The organism is Arachidicoccus ginsenosidivorans (assembly GCF_007971385.1).
In the GTDB taxonomy this organism is placed as follows: domain Bacteria; phylum Bacteroidota; class Bacteroidia; order Chitinophagales; family Chitinophagaceae; genus Arachidicoccus; species Arachidicoccus ginsenosidivorans.
This window is the reverse complement of sequence record NZ_CP042434.1, coordinates 5,140,050-5,152,639: the sequence shown is the minus strand read 5'-3', so window position 1 is coordinate 5,152,639 and position 12,590 is coordinate 5,140,050. Positions and strand designations below refer to the sequence as shown.

Sequence of the window (12,590 nt, the reverse complement as noted above, 5' to 3'; positions counted from 1 at the left end):
TATTTAACATTAAATATATCTCAGGTTATTTAAATTACTAGGATGATATAGAACAGATTCAATGTCAAATGCGTAGGTAAGCTAGCGTGCTTTATTCAATGGATCAAAAAAGAGATTACGGCTTTTATATGGATAGTTTCCAAGAAATGTTATTATCTTGCATTTAGCAAAATATTCATCAATTATGCAACAAAAGGCTTCAGGTACTGATTTACAGATAAATTCAGAAGATGTACTTGAACAGCTTTTTAATGAACTATTCAGAGAATACGAGCATCGCCTTTATTTGTTTGCTTTCAAAATGCTGAAATCTGACGCAGTTGCCAAAGATGTGATTCAGGATGTGTTTTTAAAGTTATGGATGATCAGATACCGATTGTCTGAAATTGAAAATATCAATTCCTTTTTACACCGACTTGTGGAAAACCGAGTTATTGATTATCTGAGGACCGCTGCAAAAGATCAGCGCAAAAAAGATCAGCTCTGGCAAAATATGTTGCAGGCCAATAATTTAAATCAAGAAGAACTGCTTATCAAAAAGGAATTTCATCAAATTATTCAACAAGCCATTGAACAGCTACCGCCACAAAGGAAAGCCATTTATATATTAAGTAAAACAGAGGGCAGGCGCCGTAATGAAGTGGCTTCCTTATTACATATATCTCCCCATACAGTTAGAAACCAACTTGTTAAGGCCATGGAGCACATTGTAAGCTTTGTAAAAAGGCAAGTAGATTAGTGCTTATTATTCACCTATACCACCACCAATTTATTTAATTAAAAAAAGTACTTACTACAGTAGTACAATTTTTATTTGCCTACGTCTTATATAGTACATTATGTCCCGCATTAATTATTTATTAAATAAGTTCGCTCAGGGTACTTGTTCAGCTAATGAATTTGAAGAACTTATGCATTTATTGCAGCGAGAGGATCTGGATCAGGAGTTAAGAAATGCCTTGCAGAAAATTGAAACGACACTTGAGAGCGAATTGATCTCAGATAGTCGGATTAATAAGCGGGGGCATATTGTTAATAGTGGTCAGGTAAACAATACTTTTAAGATATTAAAGCTCCGAAAAGTTGCTGCAATCGCTTTGATAATACTAGGTATACCGGCCTTGATTTTTATAATAGTCAGATCCGTTGGCAATCATCAAAAGGGGTATCAAAAAAGTGTCGTATCAACGCCGGCTGGATCCAAAACGAGCGTTACATTACCTGATGGGACAAAAGTCTGGCTGAATGCCAAGTCAACCTTGACTTATACAACAGGATTTGGAGATGGGAAAAGAGAAGTTGCTTTAACAGGGGAGGCAATGTTTGATGTCAAGCATGATTCATTACATCCTTTTTGGTGCATACAGATGGTTTTGATGTAACAGATTTGGGAACGGTTTTTAATATACGGGCCTACCCGGAGGACAAGATTTCTGAAGCTGCTTTAATAAGTGGTTCCATTGAAATTTCATTAAATAAAACAAAGGCAAAAAAGATCCACCTAAAACCCAGTCAAAAGTTGATATTACATAATGACAGTGTTTCGCTTGAGTCCAACTCGCAAATGAGCATGACGCGTATTTTGCCGATTGTCCCAGACCCACAAACTCAAATTGCAGCGGACACTTCCTGGATGGTCAACAAACTAATTTTAAGGAGGAAACTTTTGGGACACTGGCCATGCGGTTGCAAAGACGTTACAACGTCGTGATTATTTTTGAAAAACAAAGTTGCAGCCAATATAAGTTTACAGGTCGCTTTGAGGATGAAACGATTGATGAAGCACTGCTTGAATTACAAGCTATAGCTCCATTTTCTTATAGAAAAAGAGGCAATAAGATATTTATCTCCAATTAGGTATTGATTGATTCACACATTTAAAATTGTAAACTATGACTTAAGTAAAAACAGGTATAAATTTATAATTGGCTATTAGAAGGATGGGAAATGCTGCTACATTCCCCATCATCGCTTAACTGTAAACCCTCGTCCAGATCATAGGGTAAGGGGTTCTTTTTTTCACAATCAAACGCAATGCAAATGTATGATTTTTTTTGCTAGTATATTGCTTTATCGTTAAAAGGCGCAAAAAACCGTTTTTTTATATGAAACTGACAATTGCCATCCTTCTTGCCTGTTGCCTGCAAGCTTCAGCCCATGTCTATTCACAAAAAAAGATATCCATAACGTTATCGAATGTCAGGCTCAGTAAAGCATTTGAAACGATAGAGAGAAACTCAGATTATCGCTTTTTGTATAATGCAAAGGCTGTTCCAGATAACTTGAGAATTAGCATCCAGGCCACAGATTTGTCCATTACGCAGATTCTGGATAAGATTGTAAAGGGTAATGGCTTGATTTACAATATTGTAAATAGCAAGGTAATTGCTGTTACCTCCGCCAAGGAAATGATGCGTCCGGTGCATGTTACTGGCATGGTAACCGATCGGGATGGACACCCGCTGGCCGGAGTGACCATAATGATCCAAGGGCTTAAAAGGGGTACTGTTTCGGATGAAAACGGGCACTTTGAGATAGAGGCCCCCGATAATGGCGTACTTGAACTTAGTTTTATCGGCTATCAAAGGCAGGAAGTACCCGTCCATGGTGGCCAACCACTGTCTATTGTACTAAGAGAAGCGACAAAAGGACTGGATGAAGTGGTCGTGATAGGCTATGGAACCCGGTTACGCCAAGGTGATCTTACTGGCGCTGTAACGAAACTTTCCGCTGATAAAATTGAGTCCAGGCCCGTAACGGGAACCATGGACGCTATTCAGGGACTGATACCAGGCGTTACAATAACACGCCAAAGTGGTCAGCCTGGCAATCAAGGTTACCAACTAGCCATCCGTGGCGCTTCATCCGTCAATGGCAATGTGCCACTTGTATTAATTGATGGTATCCCAGGGGATTTAAGTCTTATTAACCCAGAGGATATCCAAGATATTACTGTTTTGAAAGATGCCACAGCTGCCATTTATGGTGCAAGGGCTGCAGATGGTGTCATACTGGTGACCACAAAAAAAGGAAAAAGCTCCGATAAGCCTCGTGTTTCTTATAGCTATAACCTTGCTATGAAGACCCCAGGAATTATGAAAAAGGCGACTACAACGGCTCATTTTGTGGAAATGTTTAATGAAGCAAATAAAAATGACGGCGATCCGCCAGCATTTTCAGATTCAACCCTGGCCAAAATTGCAGCGCATGATCCAGGCGTAGGTAAAGGTGAGAACTGGAGCCTGCAGTCTTATCCTATGTTTTATGGGTCCAAAGACTGGTATGGAGATCTGTTTAAAACCGCGCTTAGGCAAACACATAATATCAATGTATCGGGCGGTGGAAATAACTCAACTTATTTACTCTCCTTTGGAGATATGCGCGATAATGGCAATATTTCTGCTGGAACCAATGCTTCTTCCAGAGATAACCTACGGTTGAACTTTCAAACGAGAATTTTAGACAACCTGAAGCTCGATGCCAATGTGTCTTATGATTATCTGGATACCAAGACGCCATCAGATTTAAATGATGCTATTGACAACGGCCTTAAGGTCTTTTCATATGTTCCTGTGCGTAATCCAGAAGGCAACTATTATGGATACCAGGGCTATGAAAATCCATTTCAGGAACTGGAACAAGGTGGCAACAGAAGAACACGTGATTCCAGATGGGGAAATAATTTTAAATTGGAATGGACACCCATTGAAGGATTGGTTTGGACAGGCCAGTTAGGGATAAATCTGGAGAGATATGATGATAAAGCCTATTATTCGACCAATATAGAACATAACTGGGATAATAGCGATAACCTGTTGATCCGTAATAACCCTAATTCTGCCTACTTTAATAGCTGGAGTTCTGTTTATAAAAATTATAGCACCTATCTGAATTATGATAAAACCTTTGGAAGGCATTCCATAAAGCTTATGGCAGGTGCTTCCAGAGAGAAATTTACCAGAGAAACCGAAAATATGTCGGGAGCAGATTTCTCAAGTAATGTGATTTTTACCCTGCCCTTGTCTGATCCGAAAAATCTCAGTGCAGGTGATTATTGGGATGATAATTCCTGGGCATTGTTATCCTATTTTGGTCGCGCTGGTTATTCTTATGCGAACCGCTATTTTCTCGAAGGTACCTTAAGAAAGGATGGTAGTTCAAAATTTGCACCAGAAAAACGTTGGAGTGATATTTATCCAAGTATTTCTGCTGCCTGGAAATTGTCAGAAGAATCCTTTTTCAAAAATACAATTGATCCCCATTTGGTCAATTTATTTAAAATTCGGGCCTCCTGGGGCAGGACTGGCAACCAGGATATCCCCGCCCTTGGCTTATTTGATTATATTCAGTTGATCTCAATTGGCGGCAAATATCCAATTGACGGAAGCACCGTTTCCAAAATGGCTTATTTAAATGGTATTGCCTCACCTGAGCGAACCTGGGAAACCATTGAATCGAAAAACCTGGGGCTAGACCTGGCACTCTTTGATTCAAGACTCAGTCTCTCATTTGATATTTACCGGAAAAATAATAACAATATGCTGGTCAGCGTATCCTATCCTTCTACACTGGGCGCTGTGGCCCCAAGCTCCAATTCAGGCAAGCTGCTAGATAAGGGTTGGGAATTTACAGGGGGATGGAACAGCAAAATCGGTAAAGTGCAGTTCAATTTAGGTTTTATACTTAATCATAATTCAAATATCGTCACAGATCTGCAGGGCCAGGATTCATACAATTTAGGACTGACAACTGCTAGACAGGGATATCCACTCAATTCATATTTTGGTTTTAAGGGAACGGTTATTAGAACTAAGCAGCAATTAGACGACTATGCGGCTAAATATGCCGGCAAAGGCATTGTGCCTGGTTTGCAACCTAATGGCTTTGGAGGCTTAGGCATTGGAGATATCATGTATGAAGATATTGATGGTGATGGGCAGATAACCACTTATGGAGATAAGTCCAAGGGTTACAGCGGGGATGCGGTTTTTCTGGGCTCTCAGGATCCCAAATTTACCTATAGCCTAACCGGTGGATTGAAATTTGATAATTTTGATTTTGCATTTATATTACAAGGGACTGGTAATAAGTATGTTTGGAGAGGTAATGGTAATTTTGGTGTGCCATTGAGTCAGTTCTGGTTTCAGCCGCTGGATTATTTTTATGGAAAAACTTATACCGAGCAAAATCAAAATGCCAGGTATCCCAGATTGTCCAATAATGCGACAGTGAAAAATAATAACTATCAGTTTTCCTCTGAGTGGCTGGAAAATACAAAATACCTCCGGGTGAAAAATGTCACCATTGGATATACATTCAAGCAGATCGTCTTGAAAAAGTTCAAACTTGAAAGCCTTCGGCTTTATTTTAGCGGACAGGATATATTTGAGTGGGCCAAAGGGACCTGGGACGGGATGTATGATCCCGAGGAAGCTACCCCTGATGTTAATAACCCAGCCTATTATGAGAATAACTATCCGATGTACAGAACTTTCTCCTTCGGCATTAATGCAAATTTTTAAACTCTTGACTATGCTATTCACAAAAAATAAATTCAAATATTTTAAATATGGGGCCTTTTTAGCACTGTTAGTAGTGAGTATCTCCAGCTGTAATAAATTTCTGGACCTCAAACCAGCATCAGAAATAACAGACCCCACTTATTGGAAAACGGCCAATGATTTCAAGTTGGCAGCAAATTTCTTTTACCAGAACACCTTAGATGATCCTCATTACAGCGGAACGAATAACAGCGATAATATGTCCGATATCGCTTTTGGCACCCAGACTGACGCCGTCAGTGCCGGTACCTATGTTGCCCCAGAAACAGACGCAGTCTGGGACAATGCATATAGCTGGATCAGAAATGCCAATAAGCTTATCCAGGAAGGCAGCAACGCTGAGCTTGGTCAGGATATTCAACCCTATTTAGGGGAAGGTTATTTTTTTCGGGCCTACAATTATTTTACATTGGTAAAATTATATGGTGGCGTGCCCATTATAAGCAAGGTGCTATTACCGAGCGATCCAGAAGTTTTCAGTAAAAGAGCGGACCGGGCCGTGGTATTTGACTCTATTTTAAGGGACCTGAATTTTGCGATCGCCGATCTGCCCGTAAAAAAAGACGCAGAAACAGGTAGAATCTGTAAAGAGGCTGCTCAGGCGTTTAAGGCGCGGGTCTGCTTATTTGAAGGCACCTGGCGTAAATTCAGGGGGCTTACCGGTGCGGATTCTTTGTTAGAACAAGCGTATTCCGAAGCGAACAATGTAATAGCAAGCAATGCTTACTCATTATATGAGGCAAAAGGCGCTGAAAGCTACCGGTATTTATTTATTGATGCAACCAGCATTGATAATCCGGAATCGATCATCGTTAAAAAATACCGAACCAATATTAATGTCAATGGATGGGCTTATGGTGTTTCCTGGGGTAATTTAAATCCTACCAAAAAATGGCCGATGCCTACCTTTGCAAGGACGGCTTGCCGATAAATAAGTCGCCCGAATTTGAAGGTTATGATTCCTGCAGATCCGAGTTTTATAACAGAGATCCAAGAATGACTCAATCCATTATTATGCCTGCAACAAAAATAATCCGGCCGCAGTTTGATACTTATCAACCCCAGTGGCCTGGTGTGGATAACAACCGCAACGTAAATTCTGGTTATATGCTGTATAAATTTATTTCAGAAGAGCCTACACCTGGTGATGGCGGTGGTGAATTCGACTGGAATATCTTACGGTATGCGGAAGTGTTGCTTATATATGCAGAGGCCAAATTTGAGCGTAATAATCAGATTTCTGATGCGGATTTAAATATATCTATTAATGCCTTAAGAAGCCGTGTGGGTATGCCTGCCCTTACAAACAGCTTTGTGCAGGCCAACGGATTAGACATGCGTACAGAAATCAGACGGGAACGCATGGTGGAACTGGCATTTGAAGGATTTAGGTGGGATGATTTGAGAAGATGGAAAACAGCGGAAACGGAGTTGCCCAAATCCCAACTCAGCATAAAAGTCACGGGCACACAGTGGGATTCAAAGAAAATAACGCTTGATGGCAGCAGTTATACAAGTTATTTTTATGATCTTGGCGAGGGGCAGCTTGAAAATGGGTGCAAAGTACTCCAACCTGCCTCGCAAAGAACCTTTGATCCAGAAAAGAACTATTTGTTGCCCATTCCTACCAAACAAATCTCCTTAAATGACAGCCTGGAACAAAATCCTAAATGGTGAGGCGGGAAATTTCAATAATTTTTCTTCACAAGTAATCAGACAATAATCAGATAAAAATCAGATAAAAATTATCCAATGAGAAAAGTTGTTTTATTAGGGTTACTTATTTTTTTTATTTTCCAGCTCACGATAATGCAGGCTACGAATGCCCAGCAGACAGAAAGTATCCCACTCATGGGTAACCGGTTTTTAACCTTTAATACGGTGATCAGAGTCAACCAAATTGAAGCCGGCAGAAATAAAAGCATTGGCCAGGATGAAAGGGCGCTACATACGCCTGATCGGGTCAAAGCCTTTCGCGAAGCGATTGAAGCTGGTTTTCCAGGAGCGCACATAACGTGGGCATTCAGTTGGTTGGCTTTAAATGACACTTCTGCCAATTACAGCAAAATCAGAAGGATCGTCGCACGCTATCATTATAAATACGGTGACGAAGTTACTTTTATTCCAGGTGCTTACTTTGCCAACGCCTATAACAGCACCCAACAAGTCAATAATGATATCCATGACGGTTTGGTTTTGGTGGGAAAAATGGTCGGAAATAACTACAGGCCTCAAAGCCTGGTGGCCGGATTCTTATCTGCCAAAAATCAGCAATATCTGGCGGAAAAGGAAGGGATTCATGTCTGCCAGGGCAATATATGGAGCCAGTATTCTATAGATAACCAAGATGGCGATGGTTCGGTGTCCTACCCGTATTATCCTTCCACAGCGCATTTCTGTAAGCCAGCACAAGGCAAATCAGATTTTATTGATTGTGTGAACCTGGATGGCTGGACGGTAGATTTTCTAGCCGCCAGAAGAGCTGGGTTTACAGGTGGATTTAATAGCAGGATGGGGGTAGGGCCCATTGAAACCCTGGGTAAATTTGGCCCTACTGTTGGCCTTAATGAAATGATGCATACAACGGCTATTCATTTTGATCAAGGTTTCGCCTTAAACGGATTTGGATGGGTTACCAATTGCTGGGAACTAAGCCTTCCTTATAATTTTGATTACCTGACAAAGTGGTTGCAACAGATTAAAAGCCGCTGGCCAGATACCAAATTTATTACGCAAGGTGAATTTGGCCTGATCTGGCGAAAGCATTATAAACGCAACACCTTTAATTACCGCTTTGTTGAGACGGGATCAGGCATTGGAGGATCTGATAAGGATAAGAAAATCAGCTGGTTTATGAATAAGCATTTTAGGTTAGCTTTGCTGAGTGATGTTAAAGGCAATGATAAACAGGTAATTGACTTTACCAACTATCAGAATACGGCTAAGGAGCCAGTTTCTGGCAGTACCAGAAACTGGAGTCTGATGGGGGAAATTAATCAAAAAGGCATTCGGCCACAAGATAAGCCCAGGTCCATTGAAACACTGTCCACTAAAGACAAATCGCTTATACAGGCTGAATATCCTGAACTTTTTAAGACAAAGAAATAGTGATAAACAGATTACTTTATCAATTCGACTATTTAATCGGATAGAAAAAACACTTTAACTTATGCAAAGACGCAGTTTTATTAAAGATGTAACAGTTTGTGGCGTGGGTGCCCTGGCTGGGATAAGCAAAATAAAAGCGCTCACCTTGGGCACGGCTGGACTACAACCAATGCATTCCTTACTCGGCAACCGCTTTGTGACCATGTGTATTATGATCCGAACCTCTCCCTGGGAAGTATCTAGGGATGTTAAACTGCATCCCAGAGATGAATCCACCTGGCATACGCTAGCAGGGGTGCAGGCCATGAGGGAAGCTTTCGCTTTTCACAATCCTTCCGGCAAGCTTACCTGGGGTTTTACAATGAATGCCTTGGAAGATAAACGTAAAAACTACCAACAGATCAGAGCATATGCAGCGGCGTGTCATGAAAAGTATGGAGATGAAGTTACGTATTTTCCCGGGTATTTTCCAGCGATGTATTTGCCCAGGGAGCGCGTTAACCGAGAGATTTCTGAGGCATTACAGGAGATTACAGCTTTTGTAGGTAATCATTATAGGCCCCAATCCATTATCGGCGGTTTTTTGTCAGCTGACAGTTTAAAATATCTGGCAGAAAAAGAAAATATTCATGTGGCGCAAGCAGTTATCTGGAGTCAGCATAATATAGATGGAGGAGGAGCCGACGGCTCCCCCTCTTATCCATATTATCCTTCCACAGAACACTTTTGTAAGCCCGCACAAGGTAGCAGTGATTTTATAGATTGCGTCAACCTGGACGGCTGGACGGTAGATTTTATCTGTGCCAGGCAAAGCGGATCAAATGGTCATGCCATAACCGGCTATAACAGCAGAAGAGGTGTAGGCCCAATTGAGACCTATATTGGCTGGGGGCTGGATTTAGGCAATAGGGAAGTCATGCATACACAGTCCATTCATTTTGATAAGGGTTTTGAGTTGAATAAATTTGGCTGGGTAACCAATATTTGGGAAGCTCAACTGGTTCATGAATTTGGGCAGAATTTTATTTGTGACGCTTTAAAAATGTGGGTGGGGGACACCTTGAAAAGGTGGCCGGACACTCAATTTGTTACTTTTGGTGAATTTGGTATGATTTGGCGGGACCATTACAAAAAAAATACTTGGGATTACAGGTTTGAAGAAAGAGGCGCTGGCCTTGGGGATTCTTATAATAATCTGGAAATAAAATGGTTTATGAATAAGGATTTTCGCTTGGCACTGCTTAGAGACTGGCATAAAAACGGCAGGGAGCATGTGATTGACTTTACTAAATACAATATCCCTGCGCACGAACCCATGGATGCGACCCCTAAACATCCTATCAAGGACTGGAGTCTGATTAACAGAATTAACCAAAAGGGTTTAAGACCACAAGACAAACCTGTTTTGCTGAGTCAACTAACCAGCAATGAACAGGCACTCATTTATCGTCATTATCCGGATTTAAGTTCTTTGTAAATGCTGGGCGCCGCCTTCATTGTGACAGCCTGCTAAATAATCATCTGCCAAAGAGAGGTTGCGGGGCCCATCGAAAATAGATAATCAGCCTTAAACCTGATTTAGAAATGGTCAAAACGCAGGCTGCAGGCACGTTTTGACAATTAGGGAACGATCAGCTCCTTTGTACGAACAGTATTGGAGCAAGTCAATAACGATTGGTTAATAATTGAATTGAAAGCTTCTTATTAGATTCGCTGATATATAACCAGATAAGGAAGGAAAAAAGGATGTATAGAAAAAGTAATACTATTTTTACGCGGCTTGCCGCCAGAATAAAAAATAATAGGAAGTGCCGTCAGCTTATGGTAGCCATGATCATATTTGTCAGCGGCATGCTAACCGTTCAATTCAGCTCTAGCCAGCCTGTCAAGCATCATATGCCTAAAGCAGATTTACCCACTAGGTGGACAGACACGGTAATGCATACAGCTGTGCCCTGGGCGGAGTATCCACGACCTCAGTTAAGGCGCTCTGAATGGCAATGCCTGAATGGATGGTGGGATTATAAAGGCGGAAAGCAGATAAGCTCAGCTAAAGCGCCAGATAAGCCCATTTCCTTTGATTTAGATAATGAAAGCATCCATGTTCCTTTTTGTCCAGAATCCGTTCTTTCCGGGATTAAACGTGATCAGGAGGTCAACATGTGGTATCAGCGTAAATTTTCCTTACCCGCTGATTGGAAAGGGAAAGATCTGTTGCTACACTTTGAAGGCGTACTGCATAAAGCCACTGTTTTTATTAATGGTCAAAAGGTAGGCATGCATGAAGGCGGATATGAAAGTTTCACTTTCAATATCACTTCTTATCTCCATAAAGGAGAAAATACAATTACAGTAGCCGCTTATGATACCAATGACGGTACGGCCCCTTCAGGAAAAAATAGCCCCAGAGGGGATTATACCTTTACTTCTGGTATATGGCAGAGCGTCTGGCTGGAGCCAGTCAGTCATATACATATTCAAAATATCCGGCTGACACCAAGTGTCCAGCAAAAGAGATTGGCACTCCAGGTAACGGCCAAAAATGGCTTAAATGTCCTTGCTGTTGCCTTAAAAGGAGATAGTATTGTCGCAACAGCTAGCGGACAGGCCAATAATTTGTTTTATCTAAATCTGCTTCATCCTAAAACCTGGTCCCCCGACCATCCTTTTTTGTATGACCTGAAGCTAAAGCTGGTTAATCAAAAGGGTCAGGTGGTGGACAGCGTATTAAGTTATTTTGGTATGCGGGATATCCGGCTAGGAAAGGTAAATGGTGTTATACGGCCACTGCTAAATGGTCAATTTGTGTTCCAGATGGGACTATTAGATCAGGGCTATTGGCCAGATGGTATCCTAACCCCGCCTTCCAGCGAAGCCCTACAATACGATATGGAAATCACCAAAGCCGCCGGTTTTAACCTTATCCGCAAACACATGAAAACAGAATCCAAGCGTTTTTATTATCTAGCAGATAAATTAGGGCTGCTGGTCTGGCAAGACATGCCAGCCATCTGGTATCAGGACAAGGATACGGCCGTCAATCGTAGCAGGTTTAGAAAAGAATTAAAAGGGCTCATAGATGATCATTACAATTCGCCCAGTATTGTCGCCTGGGTGCCGTTTAATGAAAACTGGGGCGCCTTTGATGTAAAGCAAATCACCGATTGGGTCAAAAATTATGACTCGACCCGGCTAGTCAATGGCAATTCAGGCTACAATAACAACCCATCCTACCAAAAGGCATATGGCGATCCTGGTAACGGCGATTTTGTAGATACACATTTATATGGCGTTCCATTTAAACCAGTTGAACCAGATAGCCACCGGGCCGCTTCGCTGGGCGAATTTGGAGGGGTAGGGCTTTTTGTACCCGGGCATATGTGGCCGGTTGAAAATAACGCCTACCGGTATGTTGCCACCAAAACAGCACTGACTGATGATTATATATTCTCCATTGAACATATTTACCAGTATATGCGTTATCACGGCCTAAGTAGTGCCATTTATACACAGACCACCGATGTAGAACATGAAGTAAATGGCATTTTGACTTATGACAGGGCGGTGAAGAAAATGAATCTCAAAAGAATCAGGAAGATCAATAGATGGCTGATTAATTCCAGTAAGGATATCAATCCCGATAACCGTTCTGATAGTTTGAGGTAAAACATGTTATTATATCCTTGATTGTTTTTCAGGTACTGCACAAATCAATCACTTATACGGCGATCCATAGGATTGCCTATAACTGTAACCCAAGCACGAACTCAAATCTTAACCAATGTCTTAAGCCATGCATCCTAAATACCTTCCGGTGGAAATTTAAACTGTACTGAGTGCGGTAATCCACTTTGTCTTGTATTAAAAAATACCCTCCAGAGGGTATTTTTTAGTACAGGACTCCCCTTTAATTTTGTCATC

General features: G+C 41.4%; 10 protein-coding genes. All 10 read left to right on the top strand.

Annotation, left to right across the window (positions count from 1 at the left end; all coding sequences use genetic code 11):
* Positions 1–184: 184 nt before the first annotated feature.
* The 10 genes from FSB73_RS20630 to FSB73_RS20585 all read left to right on the top strand — a co-directional run bounded on the left by FSB73_RS20630 (position 185) and on the right by FSB73_RS20585 (position 12,335).
* A complete protein-coding gene (locus FSB73_RS20630; protein WP_146786631.1) occupies positions 185–739 on the top strand; it encodes an RNA polymerase sigma-70 factor in 555 nt (184 codons plus the stop codon).
* A 100-nt stretch (positions 740–839) separates the two neighbouring features.
* A complete protein-coding gene (locus FSB73_RS20625) occupies positions 840–1,382 on the top strand; it encodes a FecR family protein (protein ID WP_146786629.1) in 543 nt (180 codons plus the stop codon).
* On the top strand, positions 1,358–1,711 hold the full coding sequence (locus tag FSB73_RS23535; protein ID WP_146786626.1) for a FecR family protein: 354 nt from the start codon (positions 1,358–1,360) through the stop codon (positions 1,709–1,711). The genes FSB73_RS20625 and FSB73_RS23535 overlap by 25 nt, the downstream gene beginning before the upstream one ends.
* On the top strand, positions 1,681–1,857 hold the full coding sequence (locus tag FSB73_RS27815) for a FecR domain-containing protein (RefSeq protein ID WP_146786623.1): 177 nt from the start codon (positions 1,681–1,683) through the stop codon (positions 1,855–1,857). Before FSB73_RS23535 ends, FSB73_RS27815 begins: the two co-directional genes overlap by 31 nt.
* Before the next feature lie 248 nt (positions 1,858–2,105).
* Positions 2,106–5,522 (top strand): SusC/RagA family TonB-linked outer membrane protein, encoded by a 3,417-nt coding sequence (locus FSB73_RS20610; protein WP_146786620.1) that lies wholly within the window; start codon positions 2,106–2,108, stop codon positions 5,520–5,522.
* Between the two features lie 10 nt (positions 5,523–5,532).
* Positions 5,533–6,492, top strand: a complete 960-nt coding sequence (locus FSB73_RS20605) for a RagB/SusD family nutrient uptake outer membrane protein (RefSeq protein WP_158639637.1) — start codon at positions 5,533–5,535, stop codon at positions 6,490–6,492.
* Positions 6,453–7,238: a RagB/SusD family nutrient uptake outer membrane protein gene (locus FSB73_RS20600; RefSeq protein WP_146786614.1), complete on the top strand. Its 786-nt coding sequence runs from the start codon at positions 6,453–6,455 to the stop codon at positions 7,236–7,238. The genes FSB73_RS20605 and FSB73_RS20600 overlap by 40 nt, the downstream gene beginning before the upstream one ends.
* 75 nt (positions 7,239–7,313) lie before the next feature.
* Positions 7,314–8,669, top strand: a complete 1,356-nt coding sequence (locus tag FSB73_RS20595; protein ID WP_146786611.1) for a DUF3863 domain-containing protein — start codon at positions 7,314–7,316, stop codon at positions 8,667–8,669.
* A gap of 61 nt (positions 8,670–8,730) precedes the next feature.
* Entirely contained in the window at positions 8,731–10,146 is a 1,416-nt protein-coding gene (locus FSB73_RS20590) for a DUF3863 domain-containing protein (protein WP_146786608.1), read from the top strand.
* A gap of 269 nt (positions 10,147–10,415) precedes the next feature.
* Positions 10,416–12,335: a glycoside hydrolase family 2 protein gene (locus FSB73_RS20585; RefSeq protein ID WP_225974229.1), complete on the top strand. Its 1,920-nt coding sequence runs from the start codon at positions 10,416–10,418 to the stop codon at positions 12,333–12,335.
* Positions 12,336–12,590 lie beyond the last annotated feature (255 nt).